The organism is Endozoicomonas sp. ALB032 (genome assembly GCF_049310125.1).
Taxonomy (GTDB): domain Bacteria; phylum Pseudomonadota; class Gammaproteobacteria; order Pseudomonadales; family Endozoicomonadaceae; genus Endozoicomonas_A.
Map to the genome: position 1 here is coordinate 3,309,285 of NZ_JBLYNW010000001.1, position 24,286 is coordinate 3,333,570.

At 49.9% G+C, this 24,286-nt stretch carries 25 protein-coding genes; 11 read left to right on the forward strand and 14 right to left on the reverse strand.

The window, feature by feature from the left end; all coding sequences use genetic code 11:
• Nucleotides 1–5: 5 nt before the first annotated feature.
• The 8 genes from ACO6VG_RS12240 to ACO6VG_RS12275 all read right to left on the reverse strand — a co-directional run bounded on the left by ACO6VG_RS12240 (nt 6) and on the right by ACO6VG_RS12275 (nt 9,735).
• Nucleotides 6–1,418: a hypothetical protein gene (locus ACO6VG_RS12240; RefSeq protein WP_422474147.1), complete on the reverse strand. Its 1,413-nt coding sequence runs from the start codon at nt 1,416–1,418 to the stop codon at nt 6–8.
• Nucleotides 1,419–1,732: 314 nt separating this feature from the next.
• On the reverse strand, nt 1,733–4,825 hold the full coding sequence (locus tag ACO6VG_RS12245) for an efflux RND transporter permease subunit (protein ID WP_422474149.1): 3,093 nt from the start codon (nt 4,823–4,825) through the stop codon (nt 1,733–1,735).
• Nucleotides 4,822–6,012 (reverse strand): efflux RND transporter periplasmic adaptor subunit, encoded by a 1,191-nt coding sequence (locus ACO6VG_RS12250; protein WP_422137219.1) that lies wholly within the window; start codon nt 6,010–6,012, stop codon nt 4,822–4,824. Before ACO6VG_RS12250 ends, ACO6VG_RS12245 begins: the two co-directional genes overlap by 4 nt.
• A gap of 7 nt (nt 6,013–6,019) precedes the next feature.
• Nucleotides 6,020–7,444, reverse strand: coding sequence for an efflux transporter outer membrane subunit (locus ACO6VG_RS12255; protein ID WP_422132535.1), 1,425 nt, complete (start codon nt 7,442–7,444; stop codon nt 6,020–6,022).
• Between the two features lie 66 nt (nt 7,445–7,510).
• Nucleotides 7,511–8,011, reverse strand: a complete 501-nt coding sequence (locus tag ACO6VG_RS12260; RefSeq protein ID WP_422474151.1) for a protein disulfide oxidoreductase — start codon at nt 8,009–8,011, stop codon at nt 7,511–7,513.
• A gap of 11 nt (nt 8,012–8,022) precedes the next feature.
• Entirely contained in the window at nt 8,023–8,589 is a 567-nt protein-coding gene (locus tag ACO6VG_RS12265) for a DUF4202 domain-containing protein (protein WP_422137222.1), read from the reverse strand.
• Nucleotides 8,590–8,659: 70 nt separating this feature from the next.
• Nucleotides 8,660–9,181, reverse strand: coding sequence for a flavin reductase family protein (locus ACO6VG_RS12270; protein WP_422137223.1), 522 nt, complete (start codon nt 9,179–9,181; stop codon nt 8,660–8,662).
• 146 nt (nt 9,182–9,327) lie between these two features.
• Nucleotides 9,328–9,735: an SCP2 sterol-binding domain-containing protein gene (locus ACO6VG_RS12275; protein ID WP_422474153.1), complete on the reverse strand. Its 408-nt coding sequence runs from the start codon at nt 9,733–9,735 to the stop codon at nt 9,328–9,330.
• Nucleotides 9,736–9,960: 225 nt separating this feature from the next.
• Here ACO6VG_RS12275 and ACO6VG_RS12280 point away from each other — a divergent pair, with 225 nt between their 5' ends.
• Complete coding sequence (locus ACO6VG_RS12280; protein ID WP_422474155.1) at nt 9,961–10,857, forward strand: 1,4-dihydroxy-2-naphthoyl-CoA synthase; 897 nt, start codon at nt 9,961–9,963, stop codon at nt 10,855–10,857.
• Nucleotides 10,858–11,109: 252 nt separating this feature from the next.
• A complete protein-coding gene (locus ACO6VG_RS12285) occupies nt 11,110–11,856 on the forward strand; it encodes an enoyl-CoA hydratase-related protein (protein ID WP_422132541.1) in 747 nt (248 codons plus the stop codon).
• Nucleotides 11,857–11,873: 17 nt separating this feature from the next.
• On the opposite strand, the gene ACO6VG_RS12290 is transcribed toward ACO6VG_RS12285, so the two are convergent.
• The 3 genes from ACO6VG_RS12290 to ACO6VG_RS12300 all read right to left on the reverse strand — a co-directional run bounded on the left by ACO6VG_RS12290 (nt 11,874) and on the right by ACO6VG_RS12300 (nt 17,203).
• Complete coding sequence (locus tag ACO6VG_RS12290; RefSeq protein WP_422137227.1) at nt 11,874–12,332, reverse strand: YcgN family cysteine cluster protein; 459 nt, start codon at nt 12,330–12,332, stop codon at nt 11,874–11,876.
• A 90-nt stretch (nt 12,333–12,422) separates the two neighbouring features.
• Nucleotides 12,423–13,913, reverse strand: a complete 1,491-nt coding sequence (locus ACO6VG_RS12295) for an SLC13 family permease (RefSeq protein ID WP_422132543.1) — start codon at nt 13,911–13,913, stop codon at nt 12,423–12,425.
• 77 nt (nt 13,914–13,990) lie between these two features.
• Nucleotides 13,991–17,203: a hypothetical protein gene (locus tag ACO6VG_RS12300; RefSeq protein WP_422474157.1), complete on the reverse strand. Its 3,213-nt coding sequence runs from the start codon at nt 17,201–17,203 to the stop codon at nt 13,991–13,993.
• A gap of 174 nt (nt 17,204–17,377) precedes the next feature.
• Here ACO6VG_RS12300 and mobA point away from each other — a divergent pair, with 174 nt between their 5' ends.
• The 3 genes from mobA to moaC are packed head-to-tail and all read left to right on the forward strand — an operon-like array spanning nt 17,378 to nt 18,983.
• A complete protein-coding gene (gene mobA, locus ACO6VG_RS12305; RefSeq protein ID WP_422474159.1) occupies nt 17,378–17,962 on the forward strand; it encodes a molybdenum cofactor guanylyltransferase in 585 nt (194 codons plus the stop codon).
• A gap of 23 nt (nt 17,963–17,985) precedes the next feature.
• The gene (gene moaB / locus ACO6VG_RS12310) at nt 17,986–18,510 is read left to right on the forward strand and encodes a molybdenum cofactor biosynthesis protein B (protein ID WP_422476283.1); all 525 of its coding nucleotides are present in this window, start codon (nt 17,986–17,988) and stop codon (nt 18,508–18,510) included.
• Nucleotides 18,507–18,983 carry a cyclic pyranopterin monophosphate synthase MoaC gene (moaC, locus tag ACO6VG_RS12315; protein ID WP_422476285.1) on the forward strand — a complete coding sequence of 159 codons (477 nt, stop codon included), beginning with the start codon at nt 18,507–18,509 and terminating at the stop codon, nt 18,981–18,983. The genes moaB and moaC overlap by 4 nt, the downstream gene beginning before the upstream one ends.
• A 43-nt stretch (nt 18,984–19,026) precedes the next feature.
• Here the strand turns inward: moaC and ACO6VG_RS12320 are convergent, their stop codons facing one another.
• Complete coding sequence (locus tag ACO6VG_RS12320) at nt 19,027–19,590, reverse strand: MYG1 family protein (RefSeq protein ID WP_422137232.1); 564 nt, start codon at nt 19,588–19,590, stop codon at nt 19,027–19,029.
• Nucleotides 19,591–19,670: 80 nt separating this feature from the next.
• Between ACO6VG_RS12320 and moaD the strand changes: the two genes are divergently transcribed.
• The 6 genes from moaD to ACO6VG_RS12350 all read left to right on the forward strand — a co-directional run bounded on the left by moaD (nt 19,671) and on the right by ACO6VG_RS12350 (nt 23,378).
• On the forward strand, nt 19,671–19,916 hold the full coding sequence (moaD, locus tag ACO6VG_RS12325; protein WP_422132547.1) for a molybdopterin converting factor subunit 1: 246 nt from the start codon (nt 19,671–19,673) through the stop codon (nt 19,914–19,916).
• A 2-nt stretch (nt 19,917–19,918) separates the two neighbouring features.
• Entirely contained in the window at nt 19,919–20,374 is a 456-nt protein-coding gene (gene moaE, locus ACO6VG_RS12330; RefSeq protein ID WP_422474161.1) for a molybdopterin synthase catalytic subunit MoaE, read from the forward strand.
• Entirely contained in the window at nt 20,371–21,120 is a 750-nt protein-coding gene (modA, locus tag ACO6VG_RS12335; RefSeq protein ID WP_422474163.1) for a molybdate ABC transporter substrate-binding protein, read from the forward strand. The genes moaE and modA overlap by 4 nt, the downstream gene beginning before the upstream one ends.
• Nucleotides 21,120–21,794 (forward strand): molybdate ABC transporter permease subunit, encoded by a 675-nt coding sequence (gene modB / locus ACO6VG_RS12340; protein ID WP_422132550.1) that lies wholly within the window; start codon nt 21,120–21,122, stop codon nt 21,792–21,794. Before modA ends, modB begins: the two co-directional genes overlap by 1 nt.
• Entirely contained in the window at nt 21,794–22,867 is a 1,074-nt protein-coding gene (modC, locus tag ACO6VG_RS12345; RefSeq protein ID WP_422474165.1) for a molybdenum ABC transporter ATP-binding protein, read from the forward strand. Before modB ends, modC begins: the two co-directional genes overlap by 1 nt.
• Nucleotides 22,868–22,931: 64 nt before the next feature.
• Complete coding sequence (locus ACO6VG_RS12350; protein WP_422137235.1) at nt 22,932–23,378, forward strand: DUF29 domain-containing protein; 447 nt, start codon at nt 22,932–22,934, stop codon at nt 23,376–23,378.
• Nucleotides 23,379–23,438: 60 nt separating this feature from the next.
• Here the strand turns inward: ACO6VG_RS12350 and ACO6VG_RS12355 are convergent, their stop codons facing one another.
• Nucleotides 23,439–23,726, reverse strand: coding sequence for a type II toxin-antitoxin system ParD family antitoxin (locus ACO6VG_RS12355; RefSeq protein WP_422474167.1), 288 nt, complete (start codon nt 23,724–23,726; stop codon nt 23,439–23,441).
• A gap of 17 nt (nt 23,727–23,743) precedes the next feature.
• Nucleotides 23,744–24,220, reverse strand: a complete 477-nt coding sequence (locus tag ACO6VG_RS12360; RefSeq protein ID WP_422474169.1) for a hypothetical protein — start codon at nt 24,218–24,220, stop codon at nt 23,744–23,746.
• Nucleotides 24,221–24,286 lie beyond the last annotated feature (66 nt).

Below are 24,286 nucleotides of genomic sequence, written 5' to 3' on the forward strand. Positions count from 1 at the left end.
TTTAGTCATTTTTGCCTCGAGATAAAAAAAGCTTTCTTTATGGCTCTTAGCCTTTTTAAGGCTACAGGCCCGAGTCTTTGATGGGTTCTTTTGTGGGTCATCAGGTCTTGGGCGCTTCTAAAGTGACGCCCGCATGGCCTCCGTTGATTATCGGGCCAGGCCACTATTACTTCGCAGGTATGTCGGTGGCATCTGCTTTTGTGAACCGACAGACTCTGGCTATTGGGGAAGAGCTTTGCGCATGGCCTCTGCTGACCATCCTGCCTGACCACTGTTATGTCACAGAATCTTTGCCCGGGGTGACACCTTGCTTTGTGATGCATCATGGTTCTGGCATCTTGGAAGACCGATCCGCATCGCCGCAGCTGACCGTTCGGCCCGATCATTGTTTCGTAACAGGTATTTTGGTGAAATCTTCTTTTGTGATCCATCAGAATTTGGGCATTTTGGCAGATTGTCCCGCACAGCATCAGACGACCATTGGGCCCGACCACTATTCTGTGACAGGTTTGTTGCCCGGTGTTGTCTCTGTTTTGGTAAACCGGCAGCGCCTGTGCTGTCGTTGCCGGGAGGGAGGTGGGTGGCAACCGGGTAAGCGAAGAGGAGAGCCTGACTTTTCTGGAAGGGACGCTCTGTCGATCGGAATCTTCATTGAGCCTTGACCATTGTTTCGGTCTTGCTCCTGATTGTCGGAATTTACAAACGCCATTACAGCTATCTGCCAAACAATTTAAACCGAAAGTGTGCTGCTGGTGTTCAGGGTCTCCATTACCGTCGCCAGAGTCAGAAGGCGGGTGACTGGTAATAGTGCCTCTAAGCCGGGTGGTTGTCCCTGAAGCTTGTTGGTTGGATGATGCTGCTGGCTGGCCATGTTTTTGGTCATGTTGTTGGTCAGCTCCTGAGTCAGAGGCCATGGTGTTGATCACAAATGGATACTCCTCCTGTGTCAACATCAATGCAGCCTCTTGTTGTCCCATCGGGTTAAACGCGGGTGAATCGGGGTTCCAATAGCTTTTCAGAAGCAGGCCGACAGTGATAAATGCTTCTACAGGTGGCCATGTGGAGTATAGAGGGCTGTCCTGGGTGTGAAGGATCATTTCATGAGCAATCAGCAGCTTCGTGGCGTAAAGCCATTGCCACGAAATTGATTCAATGATGGTTGTTTTTATCCCGTAATCATACGGAGTGTGTCGCTTTTCTTCAGTGGGCGAATCTGATCCTGCACAGAGGCTTGCGTCAGCAATATCGGATGTGTTGCCCGACAAGGCAGGGTGGTTTGGCTTAATAGAAAAGCTCTGGTAAGGAGAACCTGAATCAGGTTGAAGCTCGACAACAAAACGTCTTGTCAACGCCTCGGCCTGGCCGATGACAGACAACGAAAGCAACAGTAGTGTTGCAAAGCGTGAATGTTTAATCATCCTATCCTTGCCTTCTGGTTTACAGGGAGGAAGGATAGACCAGGAAAGCCACAAGAAATGGCGATTTTTGGTTCAGAGACCTAAGCAGCCTGTCGGACTTAAGACTGTCCTACTCGGCAACTGCTCCTGCGTTGCTCTAGCTCCTGCATCCATGCAGTCGTGCGGTTGCAATAAATTGGTCTAAAAATCCCTGTTTCTTCGTCAAATAGCTCGCTATTCTCCTCAGAAACAGAGATTTTTATCCTCAATTTCTTGCAATCCTCGCTACGGACGCTTAAGTCCGACAGGCTGCTAAGGCATTGTTTCGGTTTACATCAATAAGCTTGCCCTGCCTCCCACTTAAACCGGCTTTTGATATCGTGCCCAACGCCAATCAGACAGGGAATGATGGCCAGAGTGATAAATGTGGCAAAGAGAATACCAAAGCCCAGGGAGATCGCCATGGGGATGAGCATTTGAGCTTCACGGGATGTTTCGAAAATCATCGGAGCTAAGCCGCCAAAAGTGGTCAGTGTCGTCAGGATAATGGGGCGGAATCGTCGGGTTGCGGCCTTATTAATCGCTTCTCGCCAATCTTTACCATCTTTTCTGTGCTTGTTGTAAGTAGTGAGTAGAATAAGGCTGTCGTTCACTACAACACCACAGAGTGCTATAACGCCCATAAAACTGATCATACTCAGGGTGTAACCCAGTATCATATGACCCAGGAAAGCACCTACCAGTCCAAAGGGAATAGCTGCCATGACCAGCAGCGGCTGGGTAAAGCTCTGAAAAGGTATAGCCAGCAGAGCGTAGATCAGAAGCATGGCCAGCAGGCTCGACTTCAGCAGTGCGCTCATGCTTTTTGCCGCACGTTTCTGGTCTCCTCCCAGGTCGATTTGCAGTCCCGGATACTTTGCCAAAAGCTCGTCAAACACATTTTTTTGCAAAGAGCTGATGATCTGAGGTGTAGAGCCTCTGGGGTTCACTTCTGCGGTAATATCAACGGTTCTGTTACCATCCCTGCGGATGACAGTTGATGGTGCAATGCTATGGTCTACGGTTGCGACACGAGTCAGAGGAATATAGTTGCCGTCGTCAGTACGAATCATCATGTTGAGAAGGTCGGCTTCACTCTGTCTCAGTGCTTCGTTCAACATGACTTTTACCGAAACTTCGTTTCTTCCTTCCTGTTGTTTTATAGCAGTGACTCCAAAGAGAGCATTGCGCAACTGCTTTGAAATATCATCAGCAGTGAGTCCCATTGCCATGCCTTCCTGACTGATACGGATATCCAGCTGAGGATTACCACTGGCAAAACTACTGGAGATATCTGTGACTCCGCCAAACTGTTGCAGTTGCCGTGAGAGGAATTCACTGGCCTGACTAAGAACTTCAGTGTCGCTGTGGCTCAGTTCAACGGTCAGGGCAGGATCACCTCCCGGTCCATGACCCGTCGTTGTGTAAGTGATACTCAGCAGGCCGTTCATTTCACCATTGGCTTTCCTCCAGAGTCTGGCAACTTCAGCCGTATTGATTGGACGTACATCAGGAGCCGTCAGGTTCAGAGAAACTCTGATCACCTCGTTCTCAATGATGGTTGTAAGGCCGCTAACCAGTTTATCGCCGCCATTTTCCCGGGCCAGCTTCTGAGCGCCAGCTTCAATGATTGCCAGAGTTTCCCTGATTTTACTGTCTGGACTACCGTATGGGAGGGTCGCGATGACCCTGACAAAGCTGGCATCGGTTCTGGGCATCAGATAAAAGCCCAGCCTGCCGCTGGCTTGCCATGCTCCAACCAGCACTACAATAGCCAGGGCAACGGAAAGTGACAGGTATTTATGATTAAGAATGCTGTTTAGTGCTGGCTTGTATCTTGTGTTTATAAACGACATTAGAAGTTTGTTGGTACTTTGTTGAACGCTGTCCAGCCATTGACCTGCTTTACCTTTTGGCCTGTCTTTCGTTTGCCCCAGATGGGCAGGGAGAATAAAAAGGGCCTCGATCCATGAAATAGCGAATACGCTGATGACCACCAGCGGAGTGGCCTGCTGTAGCTTACCCAGCATTCCGGGCAGGGTCAGAATCGGGAGAAAGGCTACCATATTGGTTAGGATACTGAACGTCAGTGGTACGGCGACGTCTCTGGCGCCAAGAATAGCTGCTCTGGAAAAACTCATTCCTTCCTGACGACGATGATAGATGTTTTCACCGGCAATAATGGCATCATCCACCACAATTCCAAGGGCGATGATAAAGGCAAACATGGAAATAATGTTGATGGAAACATCCATTCCGGGCAGTAATAGCATTGCTCCAAGAAAGGATGTCGGAATCCCCATGGTGACCCAGAAGGCCAGGCGGTACTCCAGAAACAGGCTTAGAAGAACCAGCACCAGTAGCAGCCCCAGGAATGCATTTTTCAAAAGCAGGTTCATCTGGTTTTTGAAGTTTACCGAGTCATCATCGGTGATATCGATGCTCACTCCGGGAGGCAGTTCCGCCCTTATCTCAGGCAGAATATTTCTTACGGTATCCGATACACCGATGGGCGTTTGTTCTCCTACACGGTAAACAGTCAGTCCGGCTGCCAGCTGACCGTTATAACGTGCTTCCATTCCGTCATCGTCGAATTCATGGCTGAGTGTGGCAATGTCTCCCAGTTTCAGGGTGCTGCCACTGGTCATTGATTTGATCGGAACATCACGAAAAGTGTCAACCTGTTCACGACGTTCCTGAACCCTTACACTGATGTCGCCCCCGATAGCGTTAATTTCTCCGGAAGTTTGATCGAATGCCTGTTGACTGATAGCTTCGGAGACCTCTCCCAGAGTCAATTCATAACGTTGAAGCTGATCTTGGTCGATACTGATCTGAATCTCATGCCCTGGTTCCATATCCAGCTCAATCTGGGTGAGTCCGGGGTCTTGCAGTAAACGGTCGCGAACGTTTTCTGCCAGAGTACGCAAAATCCGCTTGTCGACATCACCGTAGATCATGATTTCCATGACTTCTCTTTTACGACTCTTGACGGATATCCTTGGTTTTTCAGATTCTTCCGGCAGCGTGGTGAGCCGGTTTACTGCCTGATCAATTTCCTGAAGCATCTGGTTGGCATCATACCCTTCCATTACTTTGACGGTGATTGAGGCTGAGCCTGAAACCGAAGTTGAGTTGATCTCATCAATGCCTTCAATGCCCCGGATGGCATTTTCAACAGGCAGTACAATACCCAGATCGATCTCTTCGGGTGTTGCTCCCGAATAACTGACAGCGACCTCGATCCGATCAACATTGAATTCCGGCATAATTTCTTTCTTGATGCCCCAGGTGACAAACAGGCCGCCGATAATCAGAAAGAGCATCAGGAGATTCGGAGTGATTTTGTCACGGGCCATCCACGCGATAGCGCCTTTATTTTCGTTCATGGCTGCTTACCTGCAACAAAAGGCTTTTCAGTTCTTCGCAAGGGCAGGCCATCGACAGGGGCAATCAGCGAGGAGCTGACCAGTTGGTCACCATCTTCAAGACCAGAAAGCAGGATCGCTTTTTCGGAATCACGGTATACAGGTGAGAGGGTACGAATCTCAAGACTGTTATCCCGGGTTAACAGCCAGACCTGATGGCTGTTTCTTATCAGTGCTTCAGGCACGACAAAGGCATTGTCCACTTTTTTGCCCAGGATCTCTGCTCGGAGCAGGTCATTAATCATGACGGGAGGTTTATCGTTATTCTCTTCTCGTTGAGCCAGCGGGTCCTCAATCTCAATAATGACTTTTGCCATCAGAGAACCGTCGTTCAGTTCCGGAGATACGGAGATCAGTGTTCCCTGACGGGACTCCGTACCCCAATCCGGGCTGGTGATTTTCACCGCACTACCGGCAGGGTCTTCGTTGGCAAAATTCAGCCATTGCAATTGACCGGCAGGCACTTCCATTTCGATCCAGAAGCGGTCAGTAGAGATCAGCACCATCAAAGCGGTGCTGTTGTTAACCTGACTGCCGGGGTGAATAGTGTTGCTGATGATCTGGCTATCAAACGGAGCTGTTATGTGTGTTCTTCCAAGGTTCAGTTTTGCCTGATCCAGATTCGCCTGAGCCTGACTTAAGGCTGCTTTGGCGGCTTCCAGTTGAGGTTGCCGAAGGACCAGGGCTTCTTCTTCCGGAGAGAGCGTATTGCCTGTCAGTTCGTACTCCTGCCGGGCGATATTCTGCTGTCCCTGCTCCAGCTTCAATTCCGACCATGCCTGAGCGACAGCGGCTTCCTGTTCCCGAACAAGAATCTGATATTCATCCTGATCCAGAGCCACAAGCAGCTCACCTTTCCTGACACGGGAGCCGGGCACCAGACCATCAAGGATACCGTCGACCCTGCCACTGATCTCAGGATAAAGAGTGACCCGCTGACTGGGGATAACGGTACCCAGACCCCTGACACGAATGTTGACGGTTTGTTGTTCAACGGTAACCGTTTCCACCATTTGGGCTTTTTTCCCGGGTTCGGCACGACCGGCTTTGGGGGAGGTCGTCATCAGCAACCATGCTGCAATAACCGAGATAACAAGGATCAATAGAGGAGCAGCAGGTTTTTTCAGGTGTTGGATGGGGGGATTCATTTTCATATCAGTGTGTGAGCAGAGCCTTGTCTTGTTCAGTGCTTGCCATGCTTCCATGCCGGACGAGCTTTTCTATGTTCAGATCACCTGCCAGAGCTCGGTAAAGTTGAATTCGCGCGGCCAGAAGATTGCCCTTGCTAATCAGTTTCTGTTGTTCCAGATCCAGTCTGCTGTTTTGTGCGGTTAACACTTCAAGAAAAGTGCTGTCACCATTCTGATATCGGGTGAGTTTGAACTGTTCTGCCTTCAAAGCTAACGACAATTGTTTGTCAATACTCTCTAGGTGCTGGTGCACGGACTGTTCGCGAGTCAGTGTGGTTTCTACTTCCGTAAAGGCTTCGAGAACTGCTTGAGAGTAAGTGTTCAGAGATTCGCTTAAAGCAGCTTGTCGACGATCGACTTCAGCTTTACGCATCCCGCCGTCAAAGAGTGGGCCTATCAGTCCGGCCGCCAGATTGGCTGCCCAATCATTCATCAGAGAAGAGAAGTTTGAGCTGGTGGATAACACTGAGGCCGTGAGATTGATCTGAGGTAGCCGGTTGGCTTCGGCCATTATTAATTGCTGGTTTTGACGCTCGACATTAAACCAGGCCTGTTTCAGATCCGGGCGACGACTCAGTAGGTCAGCTGGCAAGCCGGTAGCAGGAAGAGGTTTCAGCTCCGGGGTTTCCGGAATATCGATTGAGGGCAGAGTGCTTGTCCCAATCAGAAGCGCCAACTGTCGGGAGGTCAGTTGCTTCTGATGCCCGGCGGCGAGTTTTTTAGCCTTAAGATTTTCCAGAAGCTGTTGCTGTTGCAGCAGGTCTTCTGCCTGTGTCTGACCGTATCGGAATCGCAGTTCAATCACTGACAGCTGACGGGTCAGATTTTCAATCTGCTGGTGATAGAGTTTGATCAGAGTTTGCTGGGTGACCAATTCATACCAGTGACGGGCTACTTCAGACGACAATGTTATTGTTGCAATGGCCAGTGCTTCTCGGCTGGCGAGAAAATCGAATTCTGCAGAGGCTTCATTGGCTGTCAGGCGTGACCAGAGATCAATTTCATAACTGGCCATCAATCCGATCTGAAATTGCTCCATATTATTGGAAGACTGACGGGTTCGGCTGCCTGCGAAGGTCGCATCAACATTGGGAAGTGATGCTGCTCCAGATTGTCTGGCAGCGGCTTCAGCCTGACGAAGCCTGTCCGTTGCCGCTTTCAGACTGAAATTATCGGTCAGTGCTTTTTCAATAAGAGTATTGAGCTGGGGGTCATTGAAGCTTTGCCACCAGAGGCTGTACCTAGCTTCATTGCCGGATTGAGAAAAGGCCGCTGGCAGAGAAACTTCTGGTGACGATAAGTTGTTCTGCGTGGTACAACCCGACATCAGGAGGAGCAAGGTTCCTATTGTCAGGTATCGTAGGTATTTCATGGCTGAGAAACGAGTCATTCTAAACAGCCATTATCCTGAAACCGTGATTTTGGATCAAAGGTAATTACCAAATGCTTAGATAAGCTATTGATTTATCCACAACCTTGCCAGCATTCCTGCCTTGCTGGTGTAGCCTGTTGTAATGGTTTTGATTTCACCGTTTCTGATGATGAAAATAGACGGCGTCACGCTGACATTCCAGGCTCTGCTGACAGAGCCCTGCGGATCATTAATGACGGAAAAGTGCAAATCTTTAGCATTAAGGTATCGCGCTACTCTCTCATTGTTGCCCGAGGCCAGGGCCACGCTAACGACCTGATACTCTTCTGACAAATCACTCACCGCAGGGCTGACCCAGTGACAGACCCGGCACCAGCTGGCCCAGAAATAAAGCAGGACGGGCTTTTCCTCAGACAGTGTGTAAAGGTCGACTGCTTCTCCGTTTATGGGGATTGCACGCAGCTCTGGAGCCTTGCCTGAAGGCATATCTTTTTGCAGATAGACGTTGTATGCCGTCATGACTGCAACACCGATTAGCAGCGTTAAGAAGGCTTCCCGAATAAACTTGCCAAGACGTATGCTCATTGAAATCCTTTCTAAGTCAGAGCTTTCTGAATCAGGCTCACTGCTTCAGCAGGCAGATCCAGTGCAAGGGCTTCCCGGTGAGCCTGTTCTGACATTTTGGCCCAGGTCTTCTGGACAATTCGAATAACTTTATCTTCCGGGTGCTTCCCGGCAAAGTTCAGAAAGTCGGTTTCAATAAATACCAGACAGGCGCAGTCTTCAAGGGTCTGTGCTTCGGCATTGCGTTTGATACCAAGTTTGCGAATGATACTTTCGGTCTGCTTGCAACTCTCTTCACTGTAACCATTCTCCTGCATGACCGCTATTGCTTTTCGGGCGTGCAGCTTGCCCAGTTCGGTTCGCCATTTAAGGTATCCGGGGCGATCCATCGGGAATTCTGAGCGCGGAATTTCCCAACGGCAGAGATGCTGGCTGCGAACAGCAATCTGCAATTCTTCAGAAGCATCCGGGCTTAACTTATGGAGCCATGCAGACATATTCTCTGCATAGATCAGTTCTTTGGCTTTACCTTCGAAGGTTTCAGGGTCTTGTTCATGCAGCTTGTCGATCGCTGCGAGAGTATGTTGAATACGGCTCATGGACTTTTATGTTTTTGTGGGTGGATTTCTATCAGGATAGATGGCGTTGCTATCGTGAGAATTCTCATATTCAGGCAGCTCTTTCTGCTTCAGACAGATCGGTCAGAGTGCTGTATTGTTGCCGGGCATAAACCAGTGGCAATGAGCCCCGGTTCAGGCGAACTTCGCGAACATGGCCAATACAAATATGATGGGTACCGGACTTATTGATTTCCTGCAGTTCACAGACGACGCTGGCCAAAGCTTCATCCAGCATGGGTGCTCCGTATTGAGACGTTGTCCAGTCTCCTGCTTCCAGGAATCGCTGCTCGCCTCTGGCACCTGAACTGCCGGCAAATACATCAGATACATTTTGCTGGTCTGCGCTCAGAACATTGATACAGAAATAACCGCTGGCTCTGATTTCTGCCAGTGTCTGTACGTCTTCATGGATACAAGCCAGCATGGAAGCCGGTTCCATGGATAAAGAGCATACGGCTGTGGCCGTAAGACCGTTTCTTGATCCGTCATGTTGTGAAGTAATGACGTTGACGGAGGCTGCTAGTTCCTGCATGGCCTGTTTAAAGTCCGAAACCAGAGACTGATCACTCATAAACTGCACTCACGATTGGAAAGGAATTGAAAATAGCTACTTATGCGAAATTGGGTACTATGATACCAATCAAACAGAAGTGCCGATAGAGAGGGAGAGACCTGCTGATTTCCAACAGGTCGAGAGGCCATTAACTCCGGAGAAGGTCATTCGTTGCGAAAAAAGTCGTTGAGCCTGGTAGCCAGCATCATATTGCCTTCAGTGCGAACCTTGCCAGCCATGAAGGCCTGCATGCCATCCAGTTTACCGGTCATGATACCGACAAAAGATTCAGTGTCTGTGATTAAGGTGACACTGGGGTCATTACTGGTGCCCTTGACCACACGACAAGTGCCGTCATTGATGGTAATGTGATAACTATCCCCGTCCGTAATATCAAACTGAAAAATCAGTTTTTGCCCTACTGCGGCAATGGCATCAAAACGGTTGGGCATTTCATCAAAGATTTCTTGCACCGTGGCCATTGTTATAACTCCATGAGTATTTTTTCTGTTATATCCTGAGGCTCTTAAGTGGGTCAGGCTTTTATGTATTGTGAAATATTCGCAGATCATATCCGATTTTTATGAAAAACTCTCCTGGATATTGCCTTATTGACAGACACCAACCCATGGTAAAGGTTTTTCATAACTTTTAGACAGGGCTATGCTTCAGTCAATCCGCAAGGCTTCTGAATCACGGCTTTTTTATGGATTATTTAATGGCACTGCCTGGCTGTTATACGACAATTGTTCGCTAAAATCTTTTGTCGCTACGGTCTGTGTGTCTCGGGAGGTCCTATGGTTTCTGAAATTTTTAATCCGGAACATTGGCAGGAAGTGGATGGCTTTGAATTTGAAGACATTACTTATCACAGAGCCAGACATCAGGGAACCGTGAGAATTGCTTTTAACCGGCCCGAGTGTCGAAATGCTTTTCGACCCCAGACAGTGGATGAACTGTTCCGGGCGCTCGAACATGCGAGAACCTCCAGCAATATAGGCGTTGTGATTCTGACGGGCAACGGTCCATCCCCGAAAGATGGAGGTTGGGCTTTCTGCTCCGGAGGCGACCAGCGTATGCGTGGCAAAGACGGCTACAAGTATGAGGGAATACCTCAGGATGCGCAGGATCATGCCCGTCTGGGGCGTTTGCACATTCTTGAAGTGCAGCGACTGATCCGGTTTATGCCCAAGGTGGTGATGGCGGTAGTGCCCGGGTGGGCCGCAGGAGGTGGACACAGCCTGCATGTTGTCTGCGACCTGACACTGGCTTCGGCAGAACACGCCATTTTCAAACAGACTGATCTGGATGTAGCCAGCTTTGATTCGGGGTATGGCTCAGCCTATCTGGCCAAAATGGTCGGACAAAAACGGGCCCGCGAAATCTTTTTCCTGGGATTGGATTACTCCGCTCAGGAGGCCTTTGAAATGGGCATGGTCAATAAAGTAGTGCCTCACGCAACGCTGGAAGAAGTGGCTCTGCAATGGGCAGGCATGATCGGCGAGAAATCACCAACAGCTGTTCGCATGATGAAATTTGGCTTAAACATGACTGATGATGGTATGGTTGGCCAGCAGTTGTTTGCCGGCGAAGCGACCCGGCTGGCCTATGGCACGGAAGAAGCCAGGGAAGGACGTGATGCTTTTCTGGAAAAGAGATCCAGGGACTTTTCTCGTTTTCCTTACCATTATTAAGGATGGGTCGAGGCGTTGGTCTATAGTTTCTCTGGCTCCCATGCTTTTAACTCTCTGGACCCAAGCGTGGGAACCCATACCTTACCACAGATTTTAGAGCCCGGATTTTCAGGGGGTATACATTCCCTTGCGGAGCTTGGGAAAGAATAATTGGGTCGAGATACGGGTCTCAATTTACCGAGACTGGCTGCGGTTAGTGTTCAAATTAGTGAACTCAGGAAAATAAGAAAACAACTCTCAAAGGTGATGAATTTGTCTGAAAATAATGTAGTGCTTGAGCAAAATGGTTCGGTCTTGATTGTGACCATGAACAGGCCGGAAAAAAAGAATGCCCTGACCAGTGCTATGTATGCCGATATGGCCAAAGCACTGGCCGATGCAGATAAGAATGATGCTGTTCGTGTTGTTCTGATTCAGGGATACACCGATGCCTTTACGGCAGGCAATGATCTGGGTGACTTTCTGAAACAGGGTCTGGGTCTCGACTCCCCTGTAATGACGTTCCTTCGTCAACTGGTTGCTTTGGAAAAGCCCTTGGTGGCAGCGGTCAGCGGTGTCGCTGTCGGTGTTGGTGTTACGATGCTGTTGCACAGCGACCTGGTTTATATTGCTAAAAACGCCAAGCTGAGATTACCGTTTGTCAACCTGGCCCTGGTCCCGGAGGCGGCTTCCAGCCTTCTGCTGCCTCAGGTGATGGGTCATCAGCGTGCCGCAGAACTGCTTATGCTGGGGGACTTTTTTGATGCAGAAACGGCCCGGGATTACGGTATAGCCAACGAAGCGGTTGATACTGATCATATCTTTGAACATGCCCTGGCCAGGGCTGAAGAGTTGGCCGCCAAGCCAAAAGAAGCACTGAGATACACCAAAAAACTGCTTAAACAGTCCTACCGCAGTGATGTCGAGAAAAGACTGACCGATGAAGGCGCTCTTTTTGCTGAACGACTTCAGTCGGACGAGGCTCGCGAGATTATGAGTGCCTTTATGGGGAAAGCCTGATAGTCAGGAGTTATCTGTCATCCGGTGCGAATAATGTAATCAAACCAATCCGAAGGGTCTGGCACGTCTTCTTCGGATGCGACAGGTTTTCCTTTTACTGAAAAACCAGCCTTGTGAACTGAGTCCGGATCACCCGTAATCAAAGGGTGCCATTCAGGTAGATCATAGCCCTCATGCAATAACCGATATGCACAGCTGTCGGGCAGCCATGGGAGATGTTCCTGCATGGTTCCGGGGGTGAGCATAATACAGTCGGGCACAAACTTGCGGCGATGTTTGTAGTTTTGACATCGACCCGTTGTGGGATCCAGTAATTTACAGGAAACCGCGACGGCATGAATCTCGCCGGTGTTGTCATCAATGAGTTTGTTCAGACAACAGCGCCCGCAGCCGTCACAAAGAGACTCCCATTCATTACGGGTCATGGCTTTCAGGCTTTTGGTGCGCCAGAAAGGTTCTTGGGCTGGTGAAGACATAGGCTGGAAATCGGCTGGTATGAGAGTGTGAAACTTACCGCAAATCTTCGACTTAAGATATAGGTGGCTTCACACTCTATCCTGTTTTGGTTAATGGGTCGGAGACAAGAGTCCGGTCCACTGCCACCAGGTCATTGAGAAGAGTACAAAGGTCAACAGACTAGCCAGAGTCAGCAGCAAACCGATCCGGGCAAATGTTTTTGCCTGGAAGGTGCCTGTTGAATAGGCCACCATGTTCTGGGGTGAGTTCACCGGCAGAATCATACCAAAGCTCACGGCAAACAGTTGTATGAGCACCAGCCCCATGGCGTTATGTATCATGCTGTCTGGCAGGGTGTCGGCAAAAGCCAGGAATACCGGCAGTAATGCTACGGTCAGGCTCATTGCCGAAGCAAAGCCCAAATGCATGACCACAGTAAACAATGTCATGACGAACACCAGCAGGGCCAACGACATGGTGTGAATTTCCATGGATGAAAAACAGCGTTCTGCCAGCCAGGCAGCAGCGCCTGTACTCACCAGTTGCTGACCGAGACTGATGCTGACGCCAAACATGACGATGACGCCCCAGGGAATGCGCTTCTCAATATCTTTCCAGCTCTCAAAGACCCCAATTCCGGGCAGCAGCAGACAAACGGACATCAATAACATGGTGGCTGGAACAGTAATGTGGTGAAACGTGCCCTCGGTCACCCAGAGGCTGATCAGGAGAACGGTAAAAAGTGCCAGCTTTTTCTGTTGGGAGGTCCAGGGGTCGGAAGAGGTGTCCAGGCATTGGCCGATGTCGTCTTTCAAAGCGTGCCCCTTGACCTCCATTTTCAAAATAAAATACAGGATTACCGTCATCAGGGCCGACCAGGGACCGGCATGGATCAACCATTGAATCCAGGTCATGGTGAAGCCCGTGTGTTCATGCATCAACTCAAGGCCCGCCACATTATGGCCGGTGGCTGTCATGACACCAACGTTCCATATTGTGCTGACCTGGGCGGCCCCCATAATCAATACCGCTGCCAGACGGCTTTTGGGGTCAAGACCCAGTGTCGCGATCACCCCTGCCAGAATAGGAACCTGAACGGCCGTACGCCCAGTGGGTGAAGGAATCATAAACGAAAACACCACGCCGACCAGAAGGCAGCCGGCAATAATAGCGCCGGGGCTGGGGCGAATGCGTGACAGAATGGTCAGGGCGATACGTTTGTCCAGCTCTGTGGACTGCATTGCGGCAGCCATGATCAGTGCACCGGCTATAACAATGATGCTGGGCGATGAAAAGCCTTTCATCGCCAGTCCCAGTGCTTTACTGGTACCCAGGACTGCACCGGTTTCACTGCTGGGGACAATGCCTGTCAGGAGGGTAACCAGTGCAGCAATAAGCAGGGCACTGATAGGGTAAGCCAAAGCTTCTGTTACCCAGAGAATGACCGCCAAAACCAGAATGCCCAGCATAATCTGGCCATAAGCGGTCAAACCTTCAAGAGGCAAAGAGATCACCAGAAGGAGTGCACAGAACGACAGGGGAACAGCCAGTCTTGCAGTCCATTGTTTCAATGCTGTAGTGTTTTCCAGATGGCTGGACATGATACAACCTCATTCAATTATTAGTGTTCGTAGGAGAGGAACCTTAAAGTCTAATAAAGGATGAAGTTCTTGCAGGATTAATCGTCTTCAAAAACGAATTTTTGCAGTAATAAGTACTTTTGTGCCATATCTTCTGCGTCTTCCAGCAGGTTTTCAGCGTCCTTAAGATGACCCTCCGGGCTGTAGTGCTCCGACAGCTTTTCAGTCAACGCCTGACACTGGAAGATATGTTCTCTGGCCGAGGTCTGGTTAGCTTCGGGAGACATTGGGTTTTTGACGGCTGCAGGGCCAATGGCCGTTATGGTGAGCATGCTGTTATCAGCCTCAAGGGTCTCAACGGCGGGATCAAGAGCTGTCTTTTTCGGTGCAAAAGTAGACAGGGAATCCAGTCTCAGGTGTTCCGGTTGGATGCCCCGTTCAGGCAATTCTGTATGCACCACCACCGTTTCAAACCATGCCGCCATAATCTGCTGACGAATGGCTGCTGCCTCTTGGGTAGTTGCGTCATGGTGTTGCAGGTAAGCATCGGCAATTTCAAGAAACTGGCACAGTTGGGCAGGTAGCTCCATGTCAATCTGGATGACGTGCCGGTTTTCAGTGTGAAAGATTTTCAACGGTACCGGTTCATTCTTAAGTGAGAGGCAGAGCTTTTCCAATTCGCCAGTGATTGTATATTGGCTGTTGTTGTCGAAATCTTCCTTCCTTTCGATCAGGTTGAGCTGGATTCTGTTGAGCATGTTCTCTCTGATACCAGGAAGGACAGGCGCCATATGACCCAGTCTCTCCTGCATGTTTTTGGCCAAAGACTGGCTGAATGACGAGTCGGTAACCGTCGTGTAGAAAGGGCTCCTTAGCGCAGGTTCATTGAGAGCGGAAGCCAGGGGCAATGAAAATGCACACCGACAGGCTAAACGCTTTGGCGGCTTGGCTTGCCCGTTAGTTCCGGCCTTATGGTTTTTATCATCGACAGTTTTTGTTGTCAGATATTCAGCGCTGGGAGCGTCAGGCTCTTCCCGGGCATTGATCAGGAGGTCCACAGGGACTTTGTTCCTGTGGCTGTTCTGCTCGCTCCGATGTTCCAGATGAACAAGGTATTTTGTATTTTGCTGATCAGGCGCTTCAATATCGACGACCCGGGCATTGGCGACCATTTTAAGGGGCGACGCATCAGGCCCGGCCATCTCAAGGACCTGGTTCCAGAGAGCCTGATGCAGGGTGCCCGCTGAAATTTCTCCAAAACCGTCCGGGTGCAGCAGACCTGAGCTGCTGTCAGTGTTTTGTGGAGAATGGTGTTCAGGGTCTGGCAGGCTTGTAAACAGCAGGTCAAACTGTGCACCGAGATGAAAGCGTAATGCTTCCATCCATTGCGGGTCGAGCCGGACTGTCTCGTTGGCAGCAAAGACGGGTTCCGGGTTCAATAACAGGGTAACATTGGCGCCAGCTTCAACCTGTGTCAACGCCGCCAGCAGTCCATGGATGCCGGAACCATCAATGATAACTTGTGGATGGTATTCCGCCTGCTGATGTTTATCCAGAATCCAGCCAGTAAGAGTGGCATTAATGGCCGGGCTGTCCAGACTGGCAAGATCATAAAGTTTCGATAACGTTTGCCTGGAATAGCTGTCTGGCCAGTTACGTCCGTCCAGCAGCAGGGAGTCTCCCCACTTTTTTCCCAGCCGCTGCGCTATTTCCAGTTTCTGCTTTTTGGCTGCGATAATGGCCTGTAATTCTTCCCCGGTGAGTGTTATTCCATCTTCGATTTTCTGTCTGATTGCAGCAGGATCAACCTCTTCCAGCTGGTCAACCAACTGTGCAAAGGACTCATGCTCGGTGCTGTAGGTTAATAATTCGTTCTCTAACTGTGCCCTGACATCCACCAGCTTTGCCCTGGCTTCCAGGGGGTGGTCACTTTCATCGGGATCTTCGATTTCAAAGCCCAGCTCTTCCATTAATTCGTCGGTATCTTTAACCTGCTCGAGAAACTCCAGCTGAAATGCATCGATTTTTTTAGCCGGATCGCCGTTGGGGTAGGGCAGTTTTCGAAAACCGAGTTGATTGATATCCCTGACCAGGTGTTGGGTAAGGCTGAAACGCATGGGGCTGCTGATTTGACTGATCTCATCCGTGCATTCAGTGAACGCTTCGGGCGACAAGTCGGCTTTCAGCATGCGAACCGCCTGCCACATTTGTTCGGTTTGCCGTTTTCTGTATTGATTAGACAGACCGGCAGCGGCAAAGCTTTGCTCCAGCTGCGCTTTTAATTCATCCGAGTCGTCGGATGTGTGTTCTTCGAGAAACACACAGGTGTAGTACAACCAGAGAAACTGATCTGCGTCGGCAAGATTGATTGCAGGCAGCTTTGTCTCCAGCTCTTTTCGAGCCTCTTCGAGCATAAGCCGGGGCACTTTCGGAAAAATGACCGGGCGTTCAAGCGAATCCATTGGGACCAGAGTGATAGGTCTTGATATTGGAGAAACCGGGGCCTCAGGCGGGTCTTCCGGCACTTCCACCGGTGTCGGTATGTAGGGGATGCCGCCGGTGATGGGCGAAGAGTCTGTGGTTTCTGACGGCTGCTGAAGCACAGGCGTTGCTTCGAAGTCTATCGGTGTTGATTCACCCGGCTGTTGGGCCTCTTCAGCGGGTGGAGTAACAGTAATGGTCGGTGGCGTAAAGGGAATAGCAGGGATTTCCGGAGGTGTCCTTTTTTTAACCTCTCTGGCAGGGCCACTGCTTTTCATGGCATCGGGAAACCGGTGCCTCTTCGGGTTGCCGGACACCTCTCTGATCCGTCCTTTGAAGTTCATGGCATCCTGCAGTTTGACTTTTCTTTTTGGCAGAGGTTTGCTGGTAACGGGTTCTTTTTTTTGGTCAGGGCGTAACATCAGTGCTTCGTTTTCTTCTATTACTTTGGCTTCCCTTTCTGAAAAAAAGACGTATCGACCGGCTTTGGCGCCTTCAAAGACCTGTTTTCGCAGAGATAAGCTAGTCTCAGGCTTGCGAATAACGTCGATGATCATTTCCCTGAGCGTTCTTTCAGCCTCTGCGTTTCTCCGGTGTAACAGTTTCCAGGAGCCTTGCTTCAGAAACTCTTTTGGGGAGGTCTCTACAACTGGCCGACCATCCCTGCCCATAGCGACACGGCAGGCCCGCCCTTCCTGAGTAGCCTGGTCGATGAGCCCCAGATGATGGCTTATGTGTTCTTCTATGCTGGGCATGTCAGTCTCTGATGCTTCCCTGATTGACCGGGAAAGTCTTTTTTCGCTCCCGGGAGTCTGCAGGATGGAATCCATCAATTTAATTAGCGGCACGGAATCGGTTCGGTAAAGAGCAGATTTAAACGACCAGTCATTTTTGGTTACCGGTTTGGGCTATGCAACTTTTTAGCCTTAACCTCTACAGGACAGACTGGTAGAATCCTCAACCCGTTCATCTGGCAAAACGTTTTATGGTCAGGGTGCCTGAATATGACCCAAACTATCGGACTGGTGCTGGCGGGTGGCCAGTCTTCCCGGATGGGGCAGGACAAGGCTCGTCTGCTCTGGCAGAACATTCCCCTGTTTCAACATATGCAAAATCTGCTGTATGAGTCGGGTATCGATAAAGTACTGCTCAGTGGTGACCAGTTTGGCAGCAGGGCGCTGGTGGATAAAATACCTGGCCGGGGACCTCTTGGCGGTGTTCATGCGGCCATTGACACTCTACCCGATGGTGTGAACCTTTTAGTGGTACCAGTGGATATGCCTCTATTGCCACCGGAAGCCTGCAGGAAGCTGGTATTATCTGCAGCTGAGCTGGGCAGGGCGGTTATCTTTGAAACCTTTTCCCTGCCACTTATCCTGCCTGTCGACAGCCAGCTACGAAGTGCCGTCAATAGTGCGCTGAGCAGTCAGGATCACCAAGACTATTCACTTGGACGGCTGTTTGATCGTCTGCAGGGTGTGGCTGTCCCGCTTCCTGCCCCAATGGCAGCGTATTTCCAGAACACCAACACCCCCGATGAGTGGCATCGTGCCCTGAAAGCCAAGAGCGGGGAAAAGCTTGAGAAATGATTAACGGTATTAACGGAGACATGATGGCTCATAAGCAAGCAACTGAATTAGTACCCCTGAATATTGCGGTTCTGACTGTTTCTGATACCCGCACAGAGGAAACAGATACCTCCGGCCAACTGTTGGTGGATAATCTGACCGCCACCGGTCATAAAATGGCTGACAAAGCCATTGTCAAAGACGACATCTACAAGATTCGTGAAGTCGTATCCCGCTGGATCGCCTCAGACCATGTTCAGGTCGTTCTGGTGACTGGCGGCACAGGTTTTTCGGGCCGTGACAGTACACCGGAAGCCTTACTCCCCATTTTTGACAAGGAGGTAGACGGTTATGGCGAGCTGTTCCGGCAACTCTCCTATGAGCAGGTGGGTACCTCTACTATTCAGTCGAGAACCGTTGCCGGCTTGGCCAATGGCACCATCATTTTTGCGATGCCGGGTTCTAACAACGCTTGCAAGACTGCCTGGGAAGGTATTATCAGAGAGCAGTTGGACCGTCGTCATCGCCCCTGCAACTTTGTCGAGCAACTCAAAAAGGTTGAAGGCTGATGTCGCTCACCCATACCAACGAAGAGGGCAAGGCCAGCATGGTGGACGTGGGTGACAAAAATGTCACCCGGCGTGAAGCCAGGGCACAAGGTTTCGTGGTGATGAAGCCAGAAACGCTGGCACTGGTAGCCGACAATGGTCTCAAGAAAGGCGATGTTCTGGCGGTAGCACGCATTGCCGGTATTCAGGCTGCTAAACAGTGTGGCAACCTGATCCCTCTGTGTCATCCGTTAATGCTTAACTTCATTGGCGTAGAATTTGAACTTGAGCCAGAGCAAAACCGCATACGTATTGAGACCTGCTGTCGCCTGAGCGGTAAAACCGGTGTTGAAATGGAAGCACTGGCAGCAGCTTCAGTGGCGGCTTTGACGATCTACGACATGTGCAAGGCGGTGGATAAGGATATGTGCATCGAAGGTGTGCGGGTGCTTGAGAAAAGCGGTGGCAAGGGCGGCCACTACAAAGCAGGGTAGATGGCTGTGGCAACATAGGAAGCTGCCACTGGTTTTGCGGGTTTTAGTTAATGGGTTGTCGTTGCCGGATTAATAATTCCAGTTGTTCAAAGCGTTCAGTGAACTTGGCATCCATCTGCTCCATGCGTTCGGCGAACTTTGAATCCATCTGGTCCATGCGTTCGGTGAATTTTGAGTCCATCTGGTCCATGCGTTTTGTGAATTTTGAGTCCATCTGGTCCATGCGCTTGGTGAATTTTGAGTCCATATGATCCATACGTTCATTGAGCTCAGTGTTCATTTGATTAATTGTTTTATCCGTTTGATCCATACGCTCGGTGAATCTGGCGTCCATCTCATCAAAGCGTTTGTCGGTTCTCATAAAGCCGGCATGAGTTGCAGCGGTTAAGGCATTGACATGTTCCTTAACCGACCCAACATCATTTTTAACATCAGCAATGTCGTTGATAACGTCTGCGACATCAAGCTTTAATCCGGTGATATCACTCTGATTGGTCAGGGCGATATTTTTGATTTCTGCACAGACCTTTGCGAGGCTATGCACGTCGGCGTCCAGGTTTTTATGTTGTATTTCCAGTATGTCGAGTCTGGCTTCGATGGGTGACATAGATACAGCCTTGTTTTAGTAGAACGTTATTGAGTAGAACTCTCAAAGTAGCAGACTTTTTCCAGAGGAGAGTAAATCCGGTGATTAAGGTTCTTTTTTTTGCCAGCTACCGGGAAAAGCTGGGTACAGACAGACTGGAGCTGGCAGAGATTCCAGAGAATCTTTCTGCACTCCGAAGTCTGCTCTCTGCAAAGGGGCAAGACTGGCAGGAAGTCGTCAATGACTCACGCACCCTGGTGGCTTTGAACCAGACCATGACCCGCAAGGATTTTGAAATAAAAGAAGGCGACGAAATTGCTTTCTTTCCCCCCGTCACCGGAGGGTGATCATGATCTCGATACAGAAAGACGACTTTGATCCGGGCTATGAACAGGATCAGCTCAGTGGCAACACCGGTACCGGGGCGCTGGTGACTTTCACCGGACTGGTGCGGGATGAAAACCTCGGGGATGATGTGGGAGGGCTGTACCTGGAACATTATCCGGGTATGACCGAGAAGACGCTCCAGGAAATTATTGATGAAGCCGCAGAACGTTGGCCACTGCAAGCCATTAAAGTAATTCACCGGGTCGGACAGCTTCAGCCGGGCGACAGAATTGTTTTTGTCGGTGTGGCCAGTGCCCACCGCAAAGCAGCCTTTGAGATCTGTGAGTTTGTTATGGACTACCTGAAAACCCGTGCTCCCTTCTGGAAAAAGGAAACCACGCCAGAAGGTGATCGCTGGGTCGATGCCAGAGAGTCCGATGAACAGGCAGCCAAACGCTGGGGACAGGAATCCTTGTGAAGTATTGGCTGGGTATGCTGACATTGTTGTTGAGCATAGGCGCAACCGCCGCCAATCTTCGAGTAGCGGTATCGGCCAATTTTAAACCTGTGCTGGAACATCTGGCTGAACAGTTTATGCGTCAGACCGACCACGGGGTCAGTATCTCTTCAGCGTCGACCGGCGTGCTCTATCACCAGATTATGCACGGTGCTCCTTTTGATCTTTTTTTCTCAGCCGATCAAGCCCGACCCCTGAAGCTGGAAAGCAATGGCAGGGTGCTGCCAGACAGCCGCAGAACATACGCCTATGGACGTCTGGTTCTGTGGCATCGAACAGAGCATAAAAGCCCCTTTGCCATTGAGCAGCTCAAAGACTGGCAGGGAAGACTCGCTATTGCCAACCCCGCAACCGCTCCCTACGGACTGGCGGCAAAACAATCTCTTGAAAAATTGGGGTTATGGCAGAGTTATCAGGGGCGGCTGGTTCTGGGCGCTAACATTCAGCAGACCTGGCAGTTTGTTGCCAGTGGTAATGTTGATATGGGACTGGTTGCCTTATCTCAGCTGACGGGTGAAGAGCTGAAGCAAATCACCTATGTGCCGGACAGGCTTTATGATCCCGTTCGTCAGGATATGGTGATACTGAAAAGGACAGAGCATAAAAAGATAGCTCAGGCGTTTTCGGCGTTTGTGTTGTCTGTCTCGTCCCAGAAATATATTGCTGAGCATGGCTATTTTCCAGCCATCAAGGATAGGGCGAAATAATGCTGACCACAGCCATCTGGCTGACCATTAAACTGGCTCTGACGACGACGCTGCTATTAATGCTGGTGGGTGTCCCTCTGGCCTGGAAACTGGCCAATATGAAAAGTCGTTTTCGGCCATTGATAGAAGCTTTTGTGGGTTTGCCACTGGTGCTTCCGCCGACGGTACTCGGTTTTTATCTGTTAATCGCCTTCTCGCCAGACAATATTCTGGGCCAGTGGTGGGTTGATCTAACCGGTTCTACCCTCGCATTCAGTTTTTCAGGGCTGGTGGTTGCTTCTGTACTGTATTCGTTGCCATTTGTCGTACAACCTCTGCAAAGAGCGTTTGAGCAGCTGGATTATGGTCTGCTTGAAGCCGCCTCAATGCTGGGTGCCAGTCGGCTTGACCGGTTTATGAATGTGGTTCTGCCTAATTCCCTCAGAGCACTCTTGCTGGCTGCCTGTATGGGGTTTGCTCATACTGTGGGCGAGTTTGGTGTGGTGCTGATGATTGGCGGCAATATTCCCGGCGAGACCCAGGTATTGTCCATTGCCTTATACGATGCGGTGGAAACCCAACAGCTGGATCAGGCTCACGCTATGGCAGCGGGTTTGTTAACCTTTGCTCTTGTGATGCTGGTAGCCCTCTATAGCATTGACAAGCGACAGGTGTCTGGAGTGAGTAATCATTGATGTTGAAACTGGATATTCAACTGCCACGGGATCGATTTGATCTTTCCATCAATACCTCCCTGAAGCTCAATGCAGTCTGGGGCATCATGGGTGCTTCGGGCTGTGGCAAAACCTCTCTGCTCAGAGCCATTGCCGGTCTGGAAAAACAGGCGCAGGGTCGGATTCAGTTTAATGAACAGGTCTGGATGGACAGCGAAGAGGGTATTTTTGTACCCCCGGAACAACGTGGGATAGGTTTCATCTTTCAGGAAGCCCGTTTATTTCCACACTTGAGCGTTCTGGGCAACCTGCAGTTTTCCATGAAGCGCTCAAACACTGATCGACAGGGATTAACCTTTGCAGCAGTCGTCGAGCAATCAGGCATTGGTCACTTGTTAAGTCGCGGCGTTGAAACATTATCCGGCGGAGAAAAACAGCGTGTAGCCATTGCCCGTACTTTGTTGAATGCGCCACAGGTGCTGTTAATGGATGAGCCTCTGGCCTCTCTGGATTGGGATTCCAAGGCAACGATATTGCCCTGCTTAAGAAGTATTCACCGGGATTTTAATATCCCCATCATCATGGTCAGTCATTCAAGAGAAGAGGTGGCTCGCCTGACAGACAAGGTGTTATTACTGCACCGGGGCACTGTGACCGGCAAAGATCAGAGTCAGACTCTGTTAAACAGCGCATTAGCCGTAGATGATCAGCATGAGCCGCTGTTATCCATGCTGGAAGCAGAAGTGGTTGATCATGATAAAGACTATGGGCTTACCGTTCTGAATGCGGAAGGCCATACGCTGCATGTTCACGAGTCAGGTTTGGCGTTAGGGGCCAGAGTGCGAATGATTGTTCCTGCCCATGAAGTAAGTATTGTTCTGGAAGATTTTTGCGACACCAGTGTTTTGAATCGTTTGCCGGTGGTGATTGATTCAATACAAACAAGAGACGACTGGCACCAGTTAATTACATTAAGTCTGGGTGAGCAGACATTAATGGCCCTGGTGACACGAAAGTCGGTGGATCGCTTGGCGCTGAAAATTGGCATGAAGGTGTTTGCTCATTTTAAGGCTTCGGGGTTGGAGGTGGTTTGAGGTTAAGACGCACTGAATTCAGAATGAATGACTATAATAGCTACTTTGGCAGGAGGGATATCTGATGGGCGAGCCACTTTACGACTCTGACTTTTACGGATGGGTCAATCAACAGCTTGATTTGCTCAGGTCCGGGAATTTGGATGAAGCCGATATCAAGAATATTGCACTGGAAATAGAAGCTATGGGGAAAAACCTGCATCGAGAGCTAGTCAGTCGTTTGAAGATTCTCTTGATGCATTTGCTGAAGTGGCAATATCAACCGGGTCTGCAATCGAATAGCTGGCGGTATACGATTATAGGCCAAAGGGCAGAACTCTCGGATCACATTAACGATAACCCCAGCCTTAAACCCAGAATCCCGGCAGCCATGGAAAGAGCCTACCGGTATGCACTGATTGAGGCGACCAAAGAGACAGGGTTGACTATTGAGACGTTTCCTTCGACTTGTCCCTGGACTTACGACCAAGCTATGAGTGCTGATTTCTGGCCAGTAGACTTTCTACAATAGCCTCCCTTTTAATAGGATTTGGGGGGGAATGATCGACAATCAGCATTTAAGCGACTTCGATCAGTCCCATGATGAATCTGGTAATGAGTCGTTAGAACGAGCCATTCTGACATCTTCAGCAAAACGCTCTGCGTCATCCCCCAGTCTTGGTTGGTAGTCTGCATGTCCACTTTCTTCGCCTTCTATCAAGAGCTGCCGTAGGGTTTCCAACTTTTTGTTCTGGTTTTCAAGCAGCCGCAACGCAGTCCTGATGACTTCGCTGGCTGAGGCATAACGACCACTATCGACTTGCCTTGAGATAAAATTGTCGAAGTGTTCTCCAAGGTTAATACAGGTATTTTTTGACATCTTATTGGCTCAGTGCACTATGGCATGTGAAAGTAATAGTTGATCAGAAAGACACTAACAATAGTAGTAATCAGACCTCCAAAAGTAATCCAGAACTGTCGGCTCAGTACGGCCAGTTCACTGCGAATCTCAGCTCTCATTTCTTTCATTTCGGCCCGGATGTCCTTATTGTCCATGCGCAGCTCGTGGATGGATTGATGAGTTTCTTCTCGCAGGTTTACAAAATTAGCCTGAAGTCTATTCTGATCGGTATGCATTACTTCCCGTAGACTTACGAATTCAGCCTGAAGTTTATTATCACCGATGTGCATCTCTTCTCGTAATGAGGCAATACTACGTTCTGTATCAAGTTTGACTTGCAGGATGCTTTCCTGAAGCACCAGAATATCTTCTTTGGTGGCGAGGTTTTGAGGGAGCTCGCTACTGACGAACTCCAAGGCTATATCTTCGTTCATACCCATTCTTTTGAGTTCTTTAAACAGGGCATTTTGCACAGCTGGGCTCCTTGTTGGCCTTAAACTGATAGTGGGAGGAACTATAGTTGAAACCCTTCTTTTTGC

What these genes read in the sequence shown, in the direction of transcription:
- ACO6VG_RS12240 (WP_422474147.1), bottom strand. Translation starts at nt 1,418, where the DNA reads ATGATTAAACATTCACGCTTTGCAACACTACTGTTGCTTTCGTTGTCT.
- ACO6VG_RS12245 (WP_422474149.1), bottom strand. Translation starts at nt 4,825, where the DNA reads ATGAACGAAAATAAAGGCGCTATCGCGTGGATGGCCCGTGACAAAATC.
- ACO6VG_RS12250 (WP_422137219.1), bottom strand. Translation starts at nt 6,012, where the DNA reads ATGAATCCCCCCATCCAACACCTGAAAAAACCTGCTGCTCCTCTATTG.
- ACO6VG_RS12255 (WP_422132535.1), bottom strand. Translation starts at nt 7,444, where the DNA reads ATGACTCGTTTCTCAGCCATGAAATACCTACGATACCTGACAATAGGA.
- ACO6VG_RS12260 (WP_422474151.1), bottom strand. Translation starts at nt 8,011, where the DNA reads ATGAGCATACGTCTTGGCAAGTTTATTCGGGAAGCCTTCTTAACGCTG.
- ACO6VG_RS12265 (WP_422137222.1), bottom strand. Translation starts at nt 8,589, where the DNA reads ATGAGCCGTATTCAACATACTCTCGCAGCGATCGACAAGCTGCATGAA.
- ACO6VG_RS12270 (WP_422137223.1), bottom strand. Translation starts at nt 9,181, where the DNA reads ATGAGTGATCAGTCTCTGGTTTCGGACTTTAAACAGGCCATGCAGGAA.
- ACO6VG_RS12275 (WP_422474153.1), bottom strand. Translation starts at nt 9,735, where the DNA reads ATGATCTGCGAATATTTCACAATACATAAAAGCCTGACCCACTTAAGA.
- ACO6VG_RS12280 (WP_422474155.1), top strand. Translation starts at nt 9,961, where the DNA reads ATGGTTTCTGAAATTTTTAATCCGGAACATTGGCAGGAAGTGGATGGC.
- ACO6VG_RS12290 (WP_422137227.1), bottom strand. Translation starts at nt 12,332, where the DNA reads ATGTCTTCACCAGCCCAAGAACCTTTCTGGCGCACCAAAAGCCTGAAA.
- ACO6VG_RS12295 (WP_422132543.1), bottom strand. Translation starts at nt 13,913, where the DNA reads ATGTCCAGCCATCTGGAAAACACTACAGCATTGAAACAATGGACTGCA.
- ACO6VG_RS12300 (WP_422474157.1), bottom strand. Translation starts at nt 17,203, where the DNA reads ATGGATTCCATCCTGCAGACTCCCGGGAGCGAAAAAAGACTTTCCCGG.
- mobA (WP_422474159.1), top strand. Translation starts at nt 17,378, where the DNA reads ATGACCCAAACTATCGGACTGGTGCTGGCGGGTGGCCAGTCTTCCCGG.
- moaB (WP_422476283.1), top strand. Translation starts at nt 17,986, where the DNA reads ATGGCTCATAAGCAAGCAACTGAATTAGTACCCCTGAATATTGCGGTT.
- ACO6VG_RS12320 (WP_422137232.1), bottom strand. Translation starts at nt 19,590, where the DNA reads ATGTCACCCATCGAAGCCAGACTCGACATACTGGAAATACAACATAAA.
- moaE (WP_422474161.1), top strand. Translation starts at nt 19,919, where the DNA reads ATGATCTCGATACAGAAAGACGACTTTGATCCGGGCTATGAACAGGAT.
- modB (WP_422132550.1), top strand. Translation starts at nt 21,120, where the DNA reads ATGCTGACCACAGCCATCTGGCTGACCATTAAACTGGCTCTGACGACG.
- modC (WP_422474165.1), top strand. Translation starts at nt 21,794, where the DNA reads ATGTTGAAACTGGATATTCAACTGCCACGGGATCGATTTGATCTTTCC.
- ACO6VG_RS12350 (WP_422137235.1), top strand. Translation starts at nt 22,932, where the DNA reads ATGGGCGAGCCACTTTACGACTCTGACTTTTACGGATGGGTCAATCAA.
- ACO6VG_RS12355 (WP_422474167.1), bottom strand. Translation starts at nt 23,726, where the DNA reads ATGTCAAAAAATACCTGTATTAACCTTGGAGAACACTTCGACAATTTT.